Source organism: Pantoea sp. App145 (assembly GCF_047947045.1).
In the GTDB taxonomy this organism is placed as follows: domain Bacteria; phylum Pseudomonadota; class Gammaproteobacteria; order Enterobacterales; family Enterobacteriaceae; genus Pantoea.
Genome location: NZ_CP133290.1, coordinates 277,398 through 296,945, shown reverse-complemented (window position 1 = coordinate 296,945; position 19,548 = coordinate 277,398). Strand labels below are relative to the sequence as shown.

Annotated in this window: 18 protein-coding genes and 1 tRNA gene; 8 read left to right on the top strand and 11 right to left on the bottom strand. The window is 50.6% G+C overall.

Features of this window, described 5'->3' with window-relative positions:
- The first annotated feature begins 21 nt into the window (after positions 1–21).
- Positions 22–1,242, top strand: a complete 1,221-nt coding sequence (locus tag RCF31_RS01305) for a glycosyl transferase (protein WP_208715474.1) — start codon at positions 22–24, stop codon at positions 1,240–1,242.
- Here the strand turns inward: RCF31_RS01305 and dgcQ are convergent.
- From dgcQ to RCF31_RS01275, 6 genes are all read right to left on the bottom strand, one after another.
- Entirely contained in the window at positions 1,239–2,891 is a 1,653-nt protein-coding gene (gene dgcQ, locus RCF31_RS01300) for a cellulose biosynthesis regulator diguanylate cyclase DgcQ (protein WP_416412226.1), read from the bottom strand. The two genes, RCF31_RS01305 and dgcQ, sit on opposite strands and share 4 nt — an antisense overlap.
- A 134-nt stretch (positions 2,892–3,025) precedes the next feature.
- A complete protein-coding gene (locus RCF31_RS01295) occupies positions 3,026–3,205 on the bottom strand; it encodes a YodC family protein (protein ID WP_021182850.1) in 180 nt (59 codons plus the stop codon).
- 181 nt (positions 3,206–3,386) lie between these two features.
- Positions 3,387–3,521 carry a hypothetical protein gene (locus tag RCF31_RS01290; RefSeq protein WP_021182849.1) on the bottom strand — a complete coding sequence of 45 codons (135 nt, stop codon included), beginning with the start codon at positions 3,519–3,521 and terminating at the stop codon, positions 3,387–3,389.
- A 45-nt stretch (positions 3,522–3,566) separates the two neighbouring features.
- A complete protein-coding gene (locus RCF31_RS01285; protein WP_313686187.1) occupies positions 3,567–4,469 on the bottom strand; it encodes a DUF808 domain-containing protein in 903 nt (300 codons plus the stop codon).
- A gap of 10 nt (positions 4,470–4,479) precedes the next feature.
- On the bottom strand, positions 4,480–4,755 hold the full coding sequence (locus tag RCF31_RS01280) for a hypothetical protein (protein ID WP_299449562.1): 276 nt from the start codon (positions 4,753–4,755) through the stop codon (positions 4,480–4,482).
- Between the two features lie 69 nt (positions 4,756–4,824).
- Positions 4,825–5,301, bottom strand: a complete 477-nt coding sequence (locus tag RCF31_RS01275) for a DNA mismatch endonuclease Vsr (RefSeq protein ID WP_313686184.1) — start codon at positions 5,299–5,301, stop codon at positions 4,825–4,827.
- Positions 5,302–5,598: 297 nt separating this feature from the next.
- On the opposite strand from RCF31_RS01275, the gene RCF31_RS01270 reads away from it, so the two are divergent.
- The 3 genes from RCF31_RS01270 (at position 5,599) to RCF31_RS01260 (ending at position 10,688) form a co-directional block, all read left to right on the top strand.
- On the top strand, positions 5,599–7,479 hold the full coding sequence (locus RCF31_RS01270; protein WP_416412225.1) for a hypothetical protein: 1,881 nt from the start codon (positions 5,599–5,601) through the stop codon (positions 7,477–7,479).
- Between the two features lie 83 nt (positions 7,480–7,562).
- Positions 7,563–8,966: a DNA (cytosine-5-)-methyltransferase gene (gene dcm, locus RCF31_RS01265; protein WP_416412223.1), complete on the top strand. Its 1,404-nt coding sequence runs from the start codon at positions 7,563–7,565 to the stop codon at positions 8,964–8,966.
- Positions 8,967–9,086: 120 nt separating this feature from the next.
- Positions 9,087–10,688, top strand: coding sequence for a methyl-accepting chemotaxis protein (locus tag RCF31_RS01260; RefSeq protein WP_416412222.1), 1,602 nt, complete (start codon positions 9,087–9,089; stop codon positions 10,686–10,688).
- Between the two features lie 40 nt (positions 10,689–10,728).
- Here RCF31_RS01260 and RCF31_RS01255 read toward each other — a convergent pair whose 3' ends face one another.
- Positions 10,729–10,980, bottom strand: a complete 252-nt coding sequence (locus RCF31_RS01255) for a hypothetical protein (protein WP_084875645.1) — start codon at positions 10,978–10,980, stop codon at positions 10,729–10,731.
- 76 nt (positions 10,981–11,056) lie between these two features.
- Positions 11,057–11,755, bottom strand: a complete 699-nt coding sequence (locus tag RCF31_RS01250; RefSeq protein WP_208715483.1) for a phosphohydrolase — start codon at positions 11,753–11,755, stop codon at positions 11,057–11,059.
- Between the two features lie 591 nt (positions 11,756–12,346).
- Here RCF31_RS01250 and RCF31_RS01245 point away from each other — a divergent pair.
- From RCF31_RS01245 to RCF31_RS01235, 3 genes are all read left to right on the top strand, one after another.
- Positions 12,347–13,024: a hypothetical protein gene (locus RCF31_RS01245; protein WP_299449558.1), complete on the top strand. Its 678-nt coding sequence runs from the start codon at positions 12,347–12,349 to the stop codon at positions 13,022–13,024.
- A gap of 169 nt (positions 13,025–13,193) precedes the next feature.
- Positions 13,194–13,970, top strand: a complete 777-nt coding sequence (mtfA, locus tag RCF31_RS01240; protein WP_416412221.1) for a DgsA anti-repressor MtfA — start codon at positions 13,194–13,196, stop codon at positions 13,968–13,970.
- Positions 13,971–14,074: 104 nt separating this feature from the next.
- Positions 14,075–14,150: transfer RNA gene (locus tag RCF31_RS01235), tRNA-Asn, on the top strand.
- 80 nt (positions 14,151–14,230) lie between these two features.
- Here RCF31_RS01235 and RCF31_RS01230 read toward each other — a convergent pair.
- Both RCF31_RS01230 and RCF31_RS01225 read right to left on the bottom strand, forming a co-directional pair.
- On the bottom strand, positions 14,231–15,244 hold the full coding sequence (locus tag RCF31_RS01230; RefSeq protein ID WP_416412220.1) for a hypothetical protein: 1,014 nt from the start codon (positions 15,242–15,244) through the stop codon (positions 14,231–14,233).
- Complete coding sequence (locus RCF31_RS01225; RefSeq protein ID WP_416412219.1) at positions 15,234–16,934, bottom strand: AAA family ATPase; 1,701 nt, start codon at positions 16,932–16,934, stop codon at positions 15,234–15,236. Before RCF31_RS01225 ends, RCF31_RS01230 begins: the two co-directional genes overlap by 11 nt.
- Before the next feature lie 411 nt (positions 16,935–17,345).
- On the opposite strand from RCF31_RS01225, the gene RCF31_RS01220 reads away from it, so the two are divergent.
- On the top strand, positions 17,346–18,533 hold the full coding sequence (locus RCF31_RS01220; RefSeq protein ID WP_416412218.1) for a carbohydrate porin: 1,188 nt from the start codon (positions 17,346–17,348) through the stop codon (positions 18,531–18,533).
- Between the two features lie 51 nt (positions 18,534–18,584).
- Here RCF31_RS01220 and aroD read toward each other — a convergent pair whose 3' ends face one another.
- The gene (gene aroD / locus RCF31_RS01215) at positions 18,585–19,469 is read right to left on the bottom strand and encodes a type I 3-dehydroquinate dehydratase (protein WP_416412217.1); all 885 of its coding nucleotides are present in this window, start codon (positions 19,467–19,469) and stop codon (positions 18,585–18,587) included.
- Positions 19,470–19,548 lie beyond the last annotated feature (79 nt).

Here is a 19,548-nt window from a genome sequence, read left to right as displayed (position 1 = left end):
GCTAATCAGAAGGATGAGGCGATGAGTGATTTTTACCAGAATGGCGTGATTACTAACTTTCATAATCTCACCCACCGCAGCGTTGAATCGCTGGAAAAAGAGATGGTGCGCTTTGCACGTAAACGCAAAATGGGGCTGATTTTACCGTCGCTGTTTTCCGAACTGGAAGGTCCGGCACTGGATAATATCGTCAACGAACTGGCGAAAGTGCCCTACCTCGATGAAATCGTCATTGGGCTTGATCGTGCCGACCGCGATCAGTTTCTGTTTGCTCGTGACTTCTTTTCCCGCCTGCCGCAACGCCACCGGATTCTGTGGAATGACGGACCACGGTTGAAGGCGCTGGATGCCGAGCTGGATAAAGAAGGCTTATCCCCCAGCCAGCCAGGCAAAGGCCGCAACGTGTGGTTCTGCACCGGTTACACCCTGGCCTCTGACCGGACCAGCTGTGTCGCCCTGCACGACTGCGATATCGTCACCTATGAACGCAGCATGCTCGCCCGTCTGCTCTATCCGCTGGCTAACCCGGCTTTTCAGTATGAGTTCTGTAAAGGTTTTTACGCGCGCGTCGCGGGGGGCAAACTGAACGGGCGTGTTGGCCGTCTGCTGGTCGGTCCGTTGCTGCGTTCATTACAAAAAGTCTACGGCCATTCGGAGTATCTCGATTACCTCGCCAGCTTCCGCTATCCACTCTCCGGCGAATTTGCCATGCGCACCCATGTGCTGAATAACATCAAGATTCCCGGTGACTGGGGGCTGGAAATTGGGGTGCTGTCGGAGATTTATCGCAATTACACCACCCGCCAGAGCTGTCAGGTTGAGATCGCCGATAACTATGATCATAAGCATCAGCCGTTGTCGGAAGAGGATGGTACCGGTGGATTGAAACGCATGAGTAACGACATTGTGCAGTCGCTGCTGCGTAAACTGGCAACGATGGGGGTTCCTCTGACCAGCGATTCATTCCGGGTGCTGAAAGCCACCTACTACCGCAATGCGCTGGATATGATGGAAATCTACAACCACGAAGCCACCATGAACGGCCTGAAGTTCGACCAGCATATCGAAGAAGCGGCGGTGGAAATGTTCACCCAGGCGATTCTCGACGCCGGTCAGGCGTTTATTGAACGCCCGAATGACAAACCTTTTATCCCCAGTTGGAGCCGCGTGCAATCCGCATTTCCCGATATCCTGCAACGGATTTATCAGGCAGTGGAAGAGGATAACGACGGTAAAGTCTAATCTTTACTGCACACGCGGTTACGCCCGCTGGTTTTTGCCAGATAGAGCCTGCTGTCAGCCCTGGCCTGCAGGCTCTCGGCGTGGTAATCGCCCTGTTCCTCGCTGCTGGTCACCCCGGCGGATAAGGTGATATTGAAAGTGGTGCTGGCATTAACCAGGATGGTTTTTGCCGCCAGCCGTGCCCGGATACGTTCTGCGACCGCAGAGGCTTCCTCAAGCCGGGTTTCCGGCAGCACAATGCAGAATTCCTCCCCGCCGATGCGCCCCGCGCTATCATATTTACGCAGCGTATGACTGATGACGCTGGCGACGCGAATCAGCGCCTGGTCACCTGCGTGATGCCCCCAGGTGTCATTCACTTTTTTGAAGTGGTCAACATCTAACTGAATCACCGAAATCGGCTGTCCCTGTTGCTGGCAACGGGCTGCCTGAGCAACGAATTGTTCAAAGAAGGCATTGCGATTAAGCAGGCGGGTTAACCCATCATAGTTCGCACGCCAGGTGAGGCGCGCAGAGAGATCGTCCATACGCCTTACCAGGCGAAAAATCACCTGATGCGCCACCACCAACAACAGCACAAACAACATCCACATGCCAAACAGGAACAACGAAACGCGCCCTAATTCCTGCTGCATCCCCTGCTTCAGAGTTTGCACATTGATAATATAACCATCTACATTTTCCAGTTTGCTCCAGCTGGCAAATTTCGTCCCAAGCCGCAGAATCCCACTCGGTTCGTGTTGCATCCGACCTAATAATTGCTGCCGTTGTTCAGGGTTGAGGGGAACTTCATCCGGCGCATGCAGGCGGGCGATTTCATCCATTTTCCTGTCCAGGAATACCATATTGCCCTGCAACAACGTATGGCGCGTTTTCGCCATCAGATCGCGAATCCGTGCCTGCGGGAAATCCATCGACAATACGCCATACCAGTAACCATTGCTGATAATCGGTGTGCTGAGAGTCAGCATCAGGCCTTCATTAAATAATCCCTGATAACCGCTGGTCCAGCGCAGGCGATTGGCGGGAGTTTGTGGCGGGGCAAGCGCGCGGAAATAGTTACGCTGCACCATAGTGGCGTAACTCAACTCCAGTTCCTGCGCGCTTTGCGGCGGCCGCGAACTGATGTAAAACCCGGCGCGTGAGATGTACCAGAAGCGTGAATGAAAATCGTGGTCGGGATCACTGAACTGCATAATAAAGCTGAATTCCAGCGCCGCTCGAATTTCCTGGTCAATACGCGCTGGATCGCGCTGTAACAGCGAATCGCGTGCCATCCAGGCATCGCTCACCCCATTGAGCGGCATACTGCGCGGGCTATTCAGCTGCAATTGCCATTGCGGCTGCACACGCAGATGGCGAAAGCGTGTTATTGCTTCACGCGCATTATCGGAATCGAGTGGATGCCCTAAGGCATAACTGAGCATTTTCTCGTAGTAAACCAACTCATCAACACTTTCCTGAAACTGACTGTCGAGATTTTTCTGGATCTCGGACAGCTGCGCGCGCTGACGGTCCTCATAACTGGTTTTTAGTTCCAGTGCTTCATGAACCGTGAGAAAAGCTGAGAAAAGGAAAACCGCAAAAAAACACAGGTGAACCGGTAAAAAAGGATTGCCCGAGTGCCGGGGAAGTGGCGATTGTGCCATCAGCAACCATGCTCCGGAAAAAGGCGAATGAAAACAGTGTAGTCAGCAGGAAAAAAATCGTACAGGGGGGAATCAAATGAAAATCAGATAGTTCGCTGAATAACACGGGACGGCAAAAACCGTCCCGGAGGCGGTTAGCTGGCCAGCTGACGCGCTGCGGATAAGTGACAGAGTTCGTCACTATGGAACGCCTCACGGCGCACGCTATAGCCATCATACCAACGACACTCTACCATTCCACTGGCATAGCCGGTCACCACCATAGTGGGTCCGCCCTGTTTATGCTGAACTTCGTCACTGATCGCAAAGGTCATTACGCGCCCTCCCTTCTACCGTTGAATGAACCTCATCAGGTATAGCAGGTGGGGGATGTTTTTGCCTATAAGAGTTTGTGATTACAACTGCAATTTAGGAATAAGCAGTTAAAAATGCGGAAAATAAAAAAAGCGGATAAAAATTATTATCCGCTTTGAAATCGTTTCCCGGGTGGGAAAATCAGATTTTGCAGCCTTCGCAATCGGCTTCATCGCTCAGATCGGTCGGCACTTCGCGCGCTTTTTCAGCTGCTTTCGCCTCAGCCTGTTCCAGCTGTGCATCGATATCAAATTCAAACATATCGTCGTTCATCATCGTTCTCCTGACCCGTGATTAAAAATTTCCTGCGCTTTATAACGATTATCCACGCAATTTGGCAACCAGATTCACCACTAATAGCACGATCGACCCAATCAGGAATCCCAGCACCAGATTGGCGCCGTTACTCAGCAGCGCAGAGATCAGCGGGCCAAATCCGCCGCTGTACTCGGTAATGGCATGATGCAACGGCGTAATCCCATGCACCACGATGCCACCCCCGACCAAAAACATTGCTACCGTCCCCACCACCGACAGAATTTTCATCAGGATCGGTGCCGCCGCCAGCAACAGCCCACCGACAGCCTGCGCCAGCGTGGATGACTTTTCCCGCAGCCAGTATCCGAGGTCGTCGATTTTCACAATCACCGCCACAATACCGTAGACGCCGACGGTGACCAGAATCGCGATACCCGCCAGAATCAGCACCTGATTCAGCAACGGTGCCTCAGAAACGATGCCAAGCGTAATCGCCACGATCTCAGCGGAAAGAATAAAATCGGTACGCACCGCACCTTTCACTTTATTCTTCTCAAATTCCCGAGGGTCCTGCTGTGCCAGCTGCTCAAGCCGCTGCTGCCGCGCCTCCGGGCTTTTTTCTGCTTTATCATGATTCAGGCTGTGCAGCACTTTCTCCACCCCCTCGTAGCAAAGATACGCGCCACCTACCATCAGTAACGGCGTAATCAGCCAGGGAGCAAAAGCGGAGATCAGCAGCGCCAGCGGCACCAGAATCAATTTGTTAATAAACGAGCCTTTGGCAACACTCCACACCACCGGCAATTCGCGATTGGCTTTTACACCGGTAACCTGTTGCGCATTAAGCGAGAGATCATCTCCTAAGACACCCGCCGTTTTTTTTGCTGCCACCTTGCCCATGACCGAGATGTCATCAAGCAACGTTGCAATATCGTCCAGAAGCGTCAGTAAGCTGGTTCCTGCCAAAATATTATCCTTATTCCGGTTCGTGATCCTGACAACAGGGGCAACGCTCAACCGCCGTTACCGACATATCGGCGATGCCCGCACAATCCCACTCGACGCGCAATGGTTGCCCTGCCACATCTCCCGCGTGCAAATATTTGCTCACCGGACTTTCCGTCATACCCGTAATCTCTTCGGTTGCCACCAGCGTATCTCCCAGATAGATACGTGCGGTGGCTCGGGTGTTGATCATCCGTTCGTCACGAAGTTGGTACAGGCGTTTGACCGTCAGTTTGATGCTGCTCATGGCTATACTCCGCGTCCCAGAGAAAGGGGAGATCTAAACCGTTATGGCGTATAAAAGCAACAATCACCCTTATTCAGCGCGATAATGATGCAAACCGGCATGATCAATTTCACCGCTATGACTGGCTGCCAGTAACCACTCCTCCAGCCGTTCGATCAGCGCTTCATCATCCAGACGCAGCTTACCGCGCAGCGCGCATTCCCAGATGATCAGTACCTTCCAGCCACTCTCCTGTAGCTGGCGGACATAGCGCCTGTCACGTTCAACATTGCTGTTAATTTTTCCGGTCCAGAATTCGGTGCGCGTAGCGGGCATCTTGAACAGGTAACAGTGATGGCGGTGCCAGAAGCAGCCATGAACAAAAATAATCGCCTGCTGGGCAGGCACAACAAAGTCAGGACGGCCTGCTAATGCTTTATCCTGCACCCGATAGATAAAGCCGCGGTCTTTTAATATCAAAGCGATACGTTGTTCAATCTCAGTGTCCTGATTGCGAATCGCGCGCATATTTTTGCTGCGCACATCACGGGAATGGACGTCGGCCATAACGTTTCCTTCTTCTTGTGGCTCCTTCAACTTTAGCGGTTTGGGGCAAAAGCGAAAGCAAGATGCACAAAGCCATTTTTTCGGACCGATTCTAAAAAAAGCTCACCTGCGGTTTCTCTTAAAATCTGATTTTCCCCCGGCGTTTTTTTCTCCGTAATCATGGGTTTTGGTAGTGCGTGCGGCGGGGGCAACTCCGCAGTTTCAATCAACGACTGGTACTGACAAACTCATTTAATTTCATCAATTTATAATAACACGGCGTGACAAAATCTCCTTACCCCATGCGAGGAATTCATGATGGCGAAAAAACCAAAGAGCCCTGGAAACACCGGTTATAGCGACTTTGTGGCCAGTATCAGAGCGCAGGATAGCAGCGGAACCAGCGTTGATTTCAGCACCTTCATTTTGCAACTGGCTAATGTCGGTGAAGACGCGCCGATGATGCAGATAAGTGATATCGATACCTTACGTAAAACCGAACCCACCCACCCGGGCGTGTTAGCCGCTGTTCTGGAGTACAACAAAAATACCAAAACAGGCGGTGGTATTTTTATGTATGACGAAGCGGATAAGAAAACTGCCGAAGATTACGGGCTTAACATCGTGACGGCAAAAGGTGCACGCTGGAAGCGCATATTATTTGAATATAATAATTTAACTGTGCTCGATTTCGGTGCCGTCGCAGATGGTAAAACCGATTGTACGGATGCCATCAAACGGATGTTTAACTGGTCACAGGCCAATTATCCCACCATCGGGATTCGCTTCAGTGCCGGAAAGTTCTTCATTTCAAAATTTGATATTTCCGCTCAAACTATCAATCGCTTCAAACTCTCCGGCGCGCCCATTAGTTCCGGCTATTTTTCTCCCACCACTCTGGTATCCGATCGGGCCAATAATCAGGTGATGTTTACCGTCAAAGCACGCTTTGTCGAGATTTCGGCGTTAGTGGTGGATGGCGAAAGCAAAACCAGCGCCGTGCCTGTCGCCAATAGCAAAGGCTTTTTTAAAAATATTGAAGTGGCGGGTCAGTTCCTGCGCGTCAGTGGCATTCAGTTTAATAATTTAGGCGGTCGTGGTCTGGATGTGCAGGATACGCTGGATTGCAAAATTGACCAATGGTATGGCAGCCACTGCCAGAACGCGATCATTTATACACGCTGGTCTGATACCGATAAAGGTGGCTGGAATCATTCCACAGCCATCGAGTTGTCCAATTTTAATATTCAGTACAACAGCGACTTTCCGGCGATAGATATCCCACGCGCGACTCAATCCCTGCTGCGCAATGGCTGGATTGAACACTCTGATGACCCAGGCGACCTCTCCAACGGTCAATGGATTATTGAAGCGCTTAGCATTGAAGATTGTAAGAAACCCATGAACATGGCCTATTGCCGCGCGATTACGTTGCAGAAAAATATTCAGGGTGGAAACGGACTGGATTTTACTCCCTCGGGTACACGCTGGCTGTCGGAATATGAGGATGGCAGTATTGAACTGGAGAACAACGGCATCATTATTAACGGTTCTCTGAATTACGATTACATCACCTCGCAACACACAATGGACAATCGCAGCGACAAAGAAACCTGGTTTTATGTCGGCGAAATTCAGATGAAACAATCGCAACAGGCACATATGCAGGTGGTCGGCAGTGCACAATTTAACAGCATGGGTAATACCCAGCTGGATTGTAGTGACCGGACACCAGAAGGTGTGGCGCATATTTATTTCCAGGTAGATAACAGCCAGATTCAATGTAGCTGGTACGGCGAAGGTTCCTGCCCGATAGTTAAAGTCCATACAGAAAAAGTCTCCGGAAACGACTGCCGTATTTACGTCAAACTCGCTATGTATACCGGCTTCTGCAAAGTGCTGGTGGATACCAACGCCGAAGATCGCTTTGAGGCCGGTGTCCATTTTATCTTTCGAAAAGCATTCACCAAATGTGATGCCACCAAAGCGGCGGCACTCGACGAAGCCGTGAAGACCCCGGTGGTATTCGAACAACACTGGACAGGGAATAAAAACGTCGGCTTCGGTTATAACCACAATGGTGAATTACTGCTCCACGCAGCCAAAGGCGCAGTCGCCGACTTCAACGACGCCACGGAATTACTGAAGGTGCGCATTAATGGCGTGGAATATGCGCTGGAGGTGCGTAAGAAAAAGTAGCATTTGATGGCAGGCACTGCGGGCCAATTTCTTCGGGGCGTGATGAGTGATAGCATAGCCGCTTCACTGTTAAGGAAAAACGCATGCACGCCGAAGAGACCGCCGCGACTGCCTCACCCTCCCCGCTCACTGTTTCCACCCATGACGATGCCAGCAACCTGCTGCAACAGGTACTGGCGATTTATGCCGCGCGCGATCTGGTCATCACACTCAGCAACGCCGGTGGTCGTGACTGGAACGTAACACGTCTCAACCGGATACGTCAGGGCAAGATGGCAGCACCGGCGCTAAGCAGCGCGGAAGTGGCTAGCCTGCAGGCGTTATTACCCAGCCGACCCGCACATTACGATGCACCGCGCTTCCAGTTTGTTGACCTGTTCGCGGGCATTGGCGGCATTCGCCGTGGGTTTGAGCAGATTGGCGGCCAGTGCGTCTTCACCAGTGAATGGAATAAAGAAGCGGTGCGTACCTACAAGGCGAACCACTATTGCGATCCGCAGACCCATAGTTTTAACAGTGATATTCGTCAGGTGACACAACCGGCGGGACTGACTGATGAGCAGGAAATTTATCAGCACATCGCCAACACTATCCCTGACCATCAGGTACTGCTGGCAGGCTTCCCCTGCCAGCCGTTTTCACTGGCAGGCGTGAGCAAAAAGAACGCCATGGGGCGAGCACACGGTTTTGAATGTGAAGCGCAGGGCACGCTGTTCTTCGATGTGGCACGTATTCTGGCCGCGAAAAAACCGCCATTCTTTGTGCTGGAAAATGTCAAAAACCTCAAGAGCCACGATAAAGGCCGCACCTTTGCCATCATCATGGCGACGCTGGATGAACTGGGCTATGACGTGGCTAATGCGCATGACGATAGACTGCCGGATGCCAAAATCGTCGATGCGCGCCATTTCCTGCCACAGCACCGCGAACGTATCGTGCTGGTGGGTATCCGGCGAGATACCGCGCTCAGTAAGGGTTTCTCACTGCGCACACTCTCCACGCTTTACCCAAAAACGATCCCCGCGCTAAACAGCCTGCTGGAGCCGCAGCCCGATGCCAAATACACACTCTCCCCGGTGCTGTGGAACTATCTCTATCAGTACGCTAAAAAACATAAAGCCAAAGGTAATGGATTCGGTTTCGGCCTGAACGATCCGCGTAATCCTGCGGTCTGTGTGCGTACTCTGTCGGCACGCTATTACAAGGATGGTTCGGAAATTCTTATCGATCGCGGCTGGGATAGCGCATTAGGCGAGCAGAACTTTCAGCATCCCGGAAATATGGCGCGCCGTCCGCGGCGTTTAACACCACGGGAATGCGCGCGCCTGATGGGATTTGAAGCGCCCGGTGAAGCACGTTTCCGCATTCCGGTCTCCGATACGCAAGCTTATAAACAGTTCGGCAACTCGGTGGTGGTGCCGGTATTTGCTGCTGTCGCGCAATTGCTGCTGCCGTTGATTGAGCAATACACGCACAACAATAAGTGATTTCGGTCCAGAATTTCCTTTAGGAACGCGTGTTCTGCTGTTTTCCCGGGCAGTCACTCCTCTGTCACCAAACTGTCACACGCCCTGCCAATACTGCTTTTTATTTTTTGGGGGCGTTTGATGTCACTCCTTTCCGTTATCTCTCTGCCAGCGCGGCTGCGCGCCCGGTTTTCCCTGCGCATACCTTTGTGGCTCACCAGTCTGCGCAGCCAGTTTTTGCTGTTTATGGTGCTATTTTGCCTGCTGCAATCGGCAGGCGTGATGCTGCTTAACAGTAAAGTGAATCAGACCCAAACCTCGCTGCAACAGGCCAGCCTGCTCCGGGATAGACTGGCCCTGCTGGATAAAGCCCGTATTGAGTTACTCACCGCCAGTGATAATAGCCATGGGGCGGCCATCTATCTGATGCAGGATCAGCAAAGCGGCTCAGTGGATAGCTGGAAAAGTCTTGCCGCCGCCGCTCAGGACTCGTTAAATCAGGCACAGCAGCTGTTTACGCAATATCATGCGGCAGCCGATAGCCCGCTGGCGCAGGGTTTCGCTTTGCTGGCTGGCGGGTTGCAGGAGCAGCTCAAAGGTCTCAGCGCCAATGATATCAACGCCTTCTTTATGGTGCCGATGCAGGCATTTCAGCAGCAATTCAACGATGCCTGGTTCAGCGAAATCGAGCAGGCCAACCATCAACTTAGCAGCGTAAATCAAAGCACCCTCAGCACTCTGAAACATAGCCGGGACCTGTCCTTGCTGGTCAGTGCGCTGTTAATGGTCCTGTTGTTACTGACGGCGACGCTGCTGATTCGCGGTGTATTACGACCACTGCGTCACGCCAATGCCCAGCTGGCACAAATCGCCACCGGTGACCTGCTTGCCAGCCACACCTTAGCCGGTCGCCAGTCGCTGGAAACACGCCAGTTATTCCAGTCAATCGATACCATGCGCCAGGGGTTGCAGCAGATCGTGAGCGATATCAATACCGTCGCGGTGAGTGTTGCGGCCGGTGCCGAACATATGCAACAGCATAACGAGCAGGTGATGCAGCAACATCAGGCGCAAAACGCCAGCTTCCATCACTTGTCACAGCGTCTGCATCGGGTATCAGAAGAAGTGGAAAATGGCGCACGCTTCTCACAGCAGGCCACCCAGGAAGCCCAGTCTGCCGATACGTTAATGCGTAACTGCGCGCGGGAGGTGGATAACATGGAACATCAGATGCAGCAGATCGTCAACGCTTCCGGCGATATCGCCGGGATTGTCGATATGCTGGATAATCTATCGCTGCAAACCCGGTTGCTGGCACTCAATGCGGCGATTGAGTCGGCACATGCTGGAGTATATGGCCGCAGCTTTTCGGTGGTGGCGAAAGAGATTGGGTTGTTGTCGCAGCAAAGCGGCCAGTCAACACGACAGATCGATGGTCTGATTCAGCATACGCGCCAGCATGTCAGTGACGGTTTCGATAAGGTGAAAACGCTGGAAACGTTGTTTGCGCAAATAAGCCACGCGGTTTCGGGTGTGGTACAACAGCTGGACGATTTGCAAACCAATACCACGGCCCAGAGCCGTCGTGTCAGCACTATTGCCCAGGAAGTGGTGGCGATGAGCGAGCAACTCCAGAAAAATGAAACGCTTAACGCGCAGCAGGTGGACGCGGCTGCGCAGTTGCGTGATCTTTCAGACCGCCTGGCGCAACGCGCACAGCAATTTCGCGTGGAACACGCTTAAATGTCTCAAAAGAAAAACCCGTCAGGCGACGGGTTTATTCTTATTTCTTCTTCTTACCCTGCTTCTTCAGCAACGTACGGATCTGTTTCAGTTCAGCGGCACTAAGCTGTTCAGCCGGTGCTTCCTCTGTGTCCTGATTATCAATTGCGTCCTGAGACGGTGCCAGTAAGCTCGCCTGCAAGCGATTAACAATCTCCTGGCTCATGGAAATCTGGTTGTCCAGAGCCAGCTGTTTGATGTGTTCTTTCAGCGCAGGATCAATTTTAATGGTTAAGTTAACGGTCTCGGTCATCTTGTTACTCCTTTTTGATTTTCATCAACGTAGCGGAAGATGCCGAAAGTTAACAGGCTGTCATAAAAATTTAATATTAAACCTGTATAGGGCTGAAATCTCTTAATACCGATTCATCAATGGATGTCAGGTTGCCTTGCAGCTCCGCACAGAGCTTGGCCATGTAACGTACCAGGAAGTCAGCGTTGTATTCTGCCAGCTGCCGTCCGGCCTCTGTTTGCATGGTTTCAGGCAGGCGCAACAGCTTCTTCTGAAAATGATCCAGCGTCCACTGCACATCATTCAGCTCGCGGTCTTTACCCAGCGGGTCGTCGCTATCAAACAGCGGACGACCCAACGCACCCGCAGTATAAAAGACGCGCGCCAGTCCAATCGCCCCCAGTGATTCCAGCCGGTCCGCATCCTGCACAATCTTCGCTTCCAGCGTATGAGGAGCGATTCCGGCGCTAAAGCTGTGCGCCTGTACCGCATGGGCAACTGCATCAAGATGATCGGCGGGAAAATCAGGGAAGTCCTGCTGCAAAATACGACGCGTCTCTTCTGCGGCGTAGGTCGAGGCCAGATGGCGTTCCGGGTGATTTTTCGGCAGGTTGACCACATCATGGAAGTAGCAGGCGGTGAGCACCACCAGCGGATCAGCATCACTCTGCTGCATAATGCGCGACGCGCTCATCCAGACACGGCGCAGGTGGGCGATATCATGGGCTTTATCATCATGCAGCCAGTTCTGCTGCAGCCAGTTTTCGAATCGTGTTTGCCAACCAGTTAGCGACATCGTGCTTCTCCTGTTATTGCTGTTATAAAGCACCGCCAGGCTCAGGGTGCTACTCCTGCGGACATCATAGCGGCCCGTTGATGACACTATCTTTACACCCCTCCTGCATAAGCCATGAGGAAAAAATGGGATCCTGATCCTGTTATAGCGCTGTTAACTCCGCTTTCCCAGCGTCATGGATGTTTTCGGTATTTCCTCATCCTCGTTTCAGTTAAACGACTCTGTTTAGCAGCCATAATGTTTTAAAGCCATACAGATATAGTGTGTTAATCAATTATTCTGGTTTAACCCGCTAGTTAAAAACGTTTCGGTAAAGCGATCACCCACGGCATATTCTGAAAGAGTTCCCATTTTGTCCGTTATAACGTACTGTATCTGAGAAAAATGTGATTTTGTTTTTCCGTCTAAGCCAAACAAGCATGCTTTTTGCTTATGAGCCATTTTTAAAACTGAAAACGCACGGATGGCCTGACTATAAGGCGACAAATTATTAAGCAAATTTATTTAAACCCATTATGCTAATTCTGCACATCCGCAGACGCGAATGAGGCAGCAGATTCTCCGGGTTCGTGACATAACAAGAGGTAAATCATGAAAGAACGGCCGATTCTTTTTTCCGAACAGCGGGTACGCGCCCTGTTGGTTGGCCAGCAAACACAGACCCGGCGCATTATGAAGACTCAGGCATTTGGTCCGGGTCAGGATCACCACGAAGGTGTGCACGCATTTGACGTCAGCGCGAACCATCTGCACGGCTACAAACTCATGTCGATGGCTGATATCAGTTATCACTGCCCCTATGGCAAACCCGGCGATCGTCTGTGGGTACGCGAGACCTGGCGTGGACCGATTGTCCCCGAAGATCAGCTTACAGAATACGAGCGTGACCCTATCCCGTTCCGCCTGCCGTCGTTCTGCCAATACCGTGCCGACAGCAATGAACTGGGGCAACTGGATGAGAACATGCAGGACGCCGAGCAATTTGGCTGGCAGACGGCCATCCATATGCCGCGCTGGGCCAGCCGCATCGACCTGGAAATTACCTCAGTGCGCGCGGAGAAAATTCAGGACATCAGTGAAGACGACATCATGGCAGAAGGCGTCCAGACCGACTCGCACTTCCTGAATAACTTCTTCACCATGAATATGAATGCTGAATCACCGAAAGAGGCCTACCGCAAGGCCTGGCAAAAGCAATACGGTGCCACCAGTTGGGAAGTTAACCCCTGGGTATGGGTGATCGAGTTCCAGCGCGTAGAACGTGAATAAATCCTCCCTCCTCTCCCGCCTGCGGGAGAGGAAAACTCTCACCTTTGTAATCCCAGTCACAGACAAAATCCTCGCTAAGAGGTTGAATAGACAGCTTTGAATCCGCGCTGGTAATTTTCTCTGCACCGCGCGACGATACCGTCTTCCGCCCTGAAGAGTGAGTAATGCAATGTTCAAATGGCCGTGGCAAGCGCAGGTTGAATCTTCCGTTGCAGCGCTCCCGTGGCAACAGGCGCTGGCGCAGCCTATCTTCTCTCTGCTGGAGGAGGATGAGCACCGAGCCTTGATCGCCCTGGCCCAGCGCTTCCTGCAACAGAAAAAGATGACTCCACTTCAGGGTTTGCAACTGGATGAGCTGCGCACCGCGCGACTGGCGTTATTGTTTTGCCTGCCGGTGTTAAAACTCGGTCTGGAATGGCTCGACGGCTTCCACGAGATCCTTATCTATCCTGAGCCCTTTAATGTGGATGACCACTGGCAGGATGAAAGCGGTCTGGTGCACCAGGCGGCAGCCGTGCACGCCGGTCAGAGCTGGACACAAGGCCCGGTGGTGTTAAACGCACTGGATATTCAGGATTCGTTCGATCTCTCCGGCTATAACCTGGTGCTCCACGAAGTGGCGCATAAGCTGGATGCACGCGGTAGCGGTTATACCAGCGGTATTCCGGCGATTGCGCTGCGTGATGTCGCCAGCTGGGAGAAAGATTTGCTGCATGCGATGGAACAAATTGAAGCCGAGGTCGAGCTGGTCGGTGAGCAAGCCGCCACTATCGACCCCTACGCAGCCAGCGATGCTGCCGAATGCTTTGCGGTGCTGTCCGAATATTTCTTTAGCGCGCCGGATCTACTGGCGAACCGTTTTCCCGCCATGTACCAGCATTTGCAACAGTTTTACCGTCAGGACCCGCTGGCGCGTTTAGCCCCCACGCCACCGGAGTCTGCTTAAAGCGTGATCGCTTTGTATTAATGCTAGCCAGTTGAATACAAATGTGTTTTTAGCTGTTGACACATCTGCCAGTGGCCATTAATATGCGCGCCATCAACACCGATTCCTCTGTAGTTCAGTCGGTAGAACGGCGGACTGTTAATCCGTATGTCACTGGTTCGAGTCCAGTCAGAGGAGCCATATTTAGAGAAGCCCGCTCAGGGAAACCTGAGCGGGCTTTTTGCTTTTCTGTGCTGATCACTCTACGCGATCAGCCGCCATCACGGCTTTTCGTTAAATACATCTAAATCCTGGACCAAATCATCAATCAACTTGGTTAAAGGTTGCAGGCGGGCCGTCGGGTTGCGAAAACTGAACTGGCCTAATAGTAATTGTTTGAGTTGATCCCGGGAAAATCTAATCCCATAAATCGTCTCTAATTCATCCATCCATTCAGGTGTGTAGATCCGTTTAAGTTGAGTAAGATAATCAACAACAGCGGTCATATTTTCATAACGGTCGTCCAATGCAAATGTATCATTTAGCTCCTTCAAATGATTCTTTTTCCCCTGTACGTAATTTTGCCGGATTTTTACATTTGATGTTTGGTAGTTTACCAATGCATTGTGTTTATCCTGATCCGAGAGATAAAAGTAAAATACAGAATCCAGGTTATCATCTATCGGGTTGAAATGTTGCAACCTCTTTTTACTCTTCTTTCGGTTACAAACACCACACACAGCTACAAAATTATGAATATTCAGGGCATAAAAACTGTATGTCGATTTATCCAGGTAATGGTCGAGTTCACCATAAAACTGTTTTCCCACATCCAGAAACGCCTTATCGCAGTAAGGGCACACCACCGTGCTTAGCGACTTAGCAAAACAAGGTGCCGAAACTGAATTTCTGAAGCGCTTATAGCTTGCTTCCATCCATGTATCAAAGTCGAGACGCTGCCGGGGTGTCAGGCGACATAATGCAGCTTCAAAGGCCTGACTTCGCGCGTTTAATCTTTTTCTCTGCCATGGTGTACTAATAAAAGCGGCTTTAACAAACGCAGCATGTGGCGTATTGAGGAAACGGCGCAGTGAATCGATTTTTGCTTTTGTTGTCTCAATCTGTTCCAGTCTGGCAATATCGCTATTGAAATTATTATAATCATTAATTTTTCCGTCGAAAAATACAGTTACGACTGCCGTTCTCAAGTTTTTATTAGAAGGTAACGTGATATTGAATTCGGAGAAATAATTGACCCGCACACACCACTCGAAAAAAGCCGAATCATCCCTCATTGAGTTTTCCTCTTAACAATGCACGCTGCTGATCCGTTAGCCTTGAAAGAAATTGATCTATCTCCTGGTCTGACATATTTTTTGTTGTCCTGAGTTTATTCTGCAAGGCATAAACCACAACTGGCTCTCCTGTTTCAGCAATCAGAAAACGCAACATCTCGTCATCAATCTCCTCGCTATCCAGCACCTCGCGGATTTTGCTGCTCGCAAATGCACCTACCGAGCGTTCGACGAAGAAGCGATGCTTGTACAAATCGTGAATGTTGCTGCCAAACGTTTTCCCTAATATATCAGTAGAAGAGTCTACCGCTATCACACTAGCAGAAGGCAGATCGGAAATAACGATCGGATTATGACTGGAGATAATCAACTGAATACGCTGTTTTGCATGAGTTGCTAATAAATCGAGCATCGATTTAATCAAACATCTTTGCAGGTCGGGATGCAAATCTGAATCGGGTTCATCAAGCAGCAACTGCATGTTATTTGCCCTGGCCCGCGATTCTTTCGCCTTTCGCTGTAATGTGGCATAAAGATCAATCAGTTTCCATTCTCCAGTACTAAATGGAGGCTCTATGGTAAAACGACTTTCACTGACATTTTCTTTAATTTGTACCATAACCGACAGAATACTGTGAAACGGTTCATCATTTTGCCTGTCAGGAGAACACTCATAACGCACCGTTCCATTTCGGGTGAAATTACTACGCTGCATATAATACAGAGACTTTACCAGCATGTAAGGTTCAACTGAAAAGAAATAATGACATAGTGGAGAGAACTCATTAAGCAGCTTAAAAGCACTCTCTTCCGAGCTAATCTGACTGATGTTTTCCAACAATGAGTCATTCCCAGGAATTAAATACCTGGCATCCGGATTATCTTTATTAACCGTTCTCCAGAAATAATCATTTTCCTCATAGGAACGTGCTATACCCCATAACAATCTGAGTGCAACTAATGTTGCCACATATTTTTTCTTATAATGTAATGATGTATCTTCTGGCAACTTAACATCAATATTACCGAATTTTTGATACCATGAACGCTGAACATTCCACGTAAACAAACGCGATGCCATTCGCTCTCTCAGATCGAGATGTCCCATAACCTGATAGCAATAAAATATTTCATCGTGGCCTGCGTGACTTTTATTACGCCGCCGATGCGAAATCGATAGATCGTGTCGTGAGTTCTTATTCCCGGAGAAACTCAGCTGGAGATTGTTGGAAGCATAATACCAGGTGTCTACTATGGGCGTACTTTTTATCTGCTCACAACTTAATCGCATGATCTTATCAGCATGAAACTTATCTCTTGTCTGCCATAAGCCAGACACTTTTCCCTGAGTCACTTTCACCACATACAGGTAGTCAAACCGGGTAAAAATATAGGTGAAGGCATAGGTACTGGCATCGGTTCCGCCTTCCACGGATTGCCCGATTTTTAACGACGTGCCAGTAAGGTTAAGTATGCCCATTACGCCCGATTTGCCACTACCATTCTTACCGGTGAGACACACCACCTCTGTATTTCCAGAAAAAAATTGTTCAGGAACAGCATCATCACGTAACTCAACGTTAATCTCTTGCTGGCCTTCATCAAATCGGTATCGATATTGCAGAGAGAAGTCGAACGTTTGTTCAACAATATTGCGCCAGCGTTCAATGCTGAGGGAAAGTGCACTCATCTCTGTTTCCTTACGAGTGGTTTAATGTGGAAAGGATATCAATATACAGATTCTATTTCAGAAACATCCTACTTCCACAAGCAATATTTAACCAAATCATTGCCAGAAAATGCCATTTTTATAGTAATACCGTAAGCATATTTTTCTTTATTCATCGTCTTTCTTCCCGCTAACACCGCTGAAACCTGAAGTTACCGTTAAAAAGAAATGGAAACACTTAGTTTGTCATGAAACGTCAATAAACGGCGATCTAAAACGAACCGAGCGGTACAATAAGGGTGCATTTTCACTAATCACAATTTACACATCATGAATACCATTCGTCTTAAAATCAGGCCCTTGCCTGTAGCATTACTTTGTGCGCTGGCCATGCCTGCCGCTTATGCAACCGACTTTTTCCATCAGGACACGATGACCGGCGACTGGGGGGGTGCACGCACCGACCTGGCGCAACATGGCGTCAACTTAACCGGCGATTATGTTTCTGAAACCGCCGGTGTCCTCAGTGGCGGCCAGTCTTATGGCACCCGCTATGCGCAGCAAATTCGCCTCGGTGCCACTTTTGATCTGAATCGTCTGTTTAATGCTGAACATGCCGGTACGATCCAGCTCAGCATCAATGACCGTCGTGGACGCAGCACCTCTGCCGATCTGGTGGGCAACCGTCTGCCGATTCAGGAAGTTTATGGTGGGGAATATACCCGTCTGAGTGAATTCAGCTACACCAACACCCTGTTTACGCAGCAGTTGCAGTACAAACTGGGTTGGCTGGCGATGGGCAATGATTTTGGTGGTCTGTCGATTCTGACTAACTTTATGAACGCCGGATTCTGTGCCCACCCGCTTTCTATGTCGGGAGGCAGTGGCTGGGGCAACTATCCAAATGCGCATCTGGGGGGTGAGCTGAAGTACACCTTCAATGATAGCTGGGCACTGCAAACCGCTGTGTTTAATGTTAACCCGCAGCAAAACAGCGAATCATCAAACGCATTTAAACCCTTCGTACCTGGCACCACCGGTTATATCGTGCCCGTTGAGTTGATTTACAATTTCAACAGCGCCCTGCCCGGTCAGTACAAGTTAGGTTATTACTACGACAGTTCCAACGTCGCGCGTATTGATCAGCCGGATCGCCGTGCGAATAAACGCTGGGGTGCTTATCTGCTGGCGGATCAAACCGTCTGGCAGTCCGCGTCCTCACGCAGCCAGAATTTGCACGTATTTGGCCAGGCCACCACCACCGACGAAGCGACCTCTCCGTTCCGTCACTGGTACTCAGCAGGTCTGGTGCTGAATGGTCCGTTTGAATCACGTCCGAATGACGCGATTGCGATTGGTTATGGTCGTGCAGTGTACAACCAGCACAGCCGTGATAACGCGGTCGATAGCCTGCGCGCCAAAGGTGAATTAGCAGACGCCGCCATGGTGAGCGGTCTGGATATTGGTGAGCAACTGGTTGAAATGACCTATACCCTGCAGGCAACGCCGTGGCTGTCCGTGCGCCCGAGCGTGCAGTACATCAAAGAACCGGGTGCCTTCTCGAATAAAGAGATTAAAGATACCTGGGTAGCGGGTGTGCAGGTCAAAGTGAAGTTCTAAAAGAAAACGCCTTCCACGACAAACGTGGAAGGCGCATTTAACAGGCGGGAATTAATGACCGTTCAGCGCAACATTGATGGTTTTCAATACCTGATGCAGCTGCGCAGCATCAACCTGACCCGGCGCTGAAGCCGTGCCCAACATACCGAAAGTCAGATCGTCGCCAAACACTTCACCCGACAAACGGGAAATAGCACCCAATCCGCCCATCGACATGGTCAGCAGCGGTTTGCGTGAATATTGATTACGAATCTGCGCAGTCGCATCGATCAGTTTCACCACATCGCCGGAATCATGCGGCATCACCGCGATTTTCAGGATATCGGCACCCATGCTGTCCTGTTTACGCAGACGCGCAACGATTTCACTGGTCGATGGGGTTTTGTGGAAATCATGGCTCGACATCACCACTTTAATCCCCGCCTGGTGGGCCGCAGTGACTACCTGATGAATCACGGCCGGATCGCGGAACATTTCCACATCAAGAATATCGATGAAATGGTCTTTAATCAGCGCCAGATATAACTTGCCATAGTCCTTATCGCTGATGGCTTTCGCGCCACCTTCAGATTGGGTACGGAAAGTCAGGATCAGCGGTTTACCCTGGACATCTGCCGCAACCTGTTTGCCCAGCGCGCCAACTTTGGCGGCGTCAGTAGCAAAATTCAGGTAATCAATGCGGTATTCAATCAAATCGGCATCCGGGTTGGCGCCGATGGCTTTCGCTTGTTCCAGTACCTGATCGGCTGTCGCACCCGTGGTCGGAATGATGACTTTCGGCATACCTTCGCCAATCGCGGTCTGACGGATAACAATCGGTTCTGCGTGACGCACGCTAACTGCGGCGGCAGGTGCGCTGGTGGCAGCGATGGCGTTGGTCACGCCCGGCAAGGCCAGCAGCAGAGAAATCGCTAATACATTTTTACGCAAGTTCATGGGTTGTTCCTGTTTCGCTAATGACACACCTGACAGGATGAGAGCGGCACGAATACCGTCTCTTTCCGGTCGGATTATT

Coding starts and splice junctions, on each gene's coding strand:
- aroD (WP_416412217.1), bottom strand. CDS start 19,469: ATGAACTTGCGTAAAAATGTATTAGCGATTTCTCTGCTGCTGGCCTTG.
- RCF31_RS01305 (WP_208715474.1), top strand. CDS start 22: ATGAGTGATTTTTACCAGAATGGCGTGATTACTAACTTTCATAATCTC.
- RCF31_RS01290 (WP_021182849.1), bottom strand. CDS start 3,521: ATGATGAACGACGATATGTTTGAATTTGATATCGATGCACAGCTGGAA.
- RCF31_RS01280 (WP_299449562.1), bottom strand. CDS start 4,755: ATGAGCAGCATCAAACTGACGGTCAAACGCCTGTACCAACTTCGTGAC.
- RCF31_RS01295 (WP_021182850.1), bottom strand. CDS start 3,205: ATGACCTTTGCGATCAGTGACGAAGTTCAGCATAAACAGGGCGGACCC.
- RCF31_RS01220 (WP_416412218.1), top strand. CDS start 17,346: ATGACCGGCGACTGGGGGGGTGCACGCACCGACCTGGCGCAACATGGC.
- mtfA (WP_416412221.1), top strand. CDS start 13,194: ATGTTCAAATGGCCGTGGCAAGCGCAGGTTGAATCTTCCGTTGCAGCG.
- RCF31_RS01245 (WP_299449558.1), top strand. CDS start 12,347: ATGAAAGAACGGCCGATTCTTTTTTCCGAACAGCGGGTACGCGCCCTG.
- RCF31_RS01270 (WP_416412225.1), top strand. CDS start 5,599: ATGGCGAAAAAACCAAAGAGCCCTGGAAACACCGGTTATAGCGACTTT.
- RCF31_RS01225 (WP_416412219.1), bottom strand. CDS start 16,934: ATGAGTGCACTTTCCCTCAGCATTGAACGCTGGCGCAATATTGTTGAA.
- dgcQ (WP_416412226.1), bottom strand. CDS start 2,891: ATGGCACAATCGCCACTTCCCCGGCACTCGGGCAATCCTTTTTTACCG.
- RCF31_RS01230 (WP_416412220.1), bottom strand. CDS start 15,244: ATGAGGGATGATTCGGCTTTTTTCGAGTGGTGTGTGCGGGTCAATTAT.
- RCF31_RS01275 (WP_313686184.1), bottom strand. CDS start 5,301: ATGGCCGACGTCCATTCCCGTGATGTGCGCAGCAAAAATATGCGCGCG.
- RCF31_RS01250 (WP_208715483.1), bottom strand. CDS start 11,755: ATGTCGCTAACTGGTTGGCAAACACGATTCGAAAACTGGCTGCAGCAG.
- dcm (WP_416412223.1), top strand. CDS start 7,563: ATGCACGCCGAAGAGACCGCCGCGACTGCCTCACCCTCCCCGCTCACT.
- RCF31_RS01255 (WP_084875645.1), bottom strand. CDS start 10,980: ATGACCGAGACCGTTAACTTAACCATTAAAATTGATCCTGCGCTGAAA.
- RCF31_RS01260 (WP_416412222.1), top strand. CDS start 9,087: ATGTCACTCCTTTCCGTTATCTCTCTGCCAGCGCGGCTGCGCGCCCGG.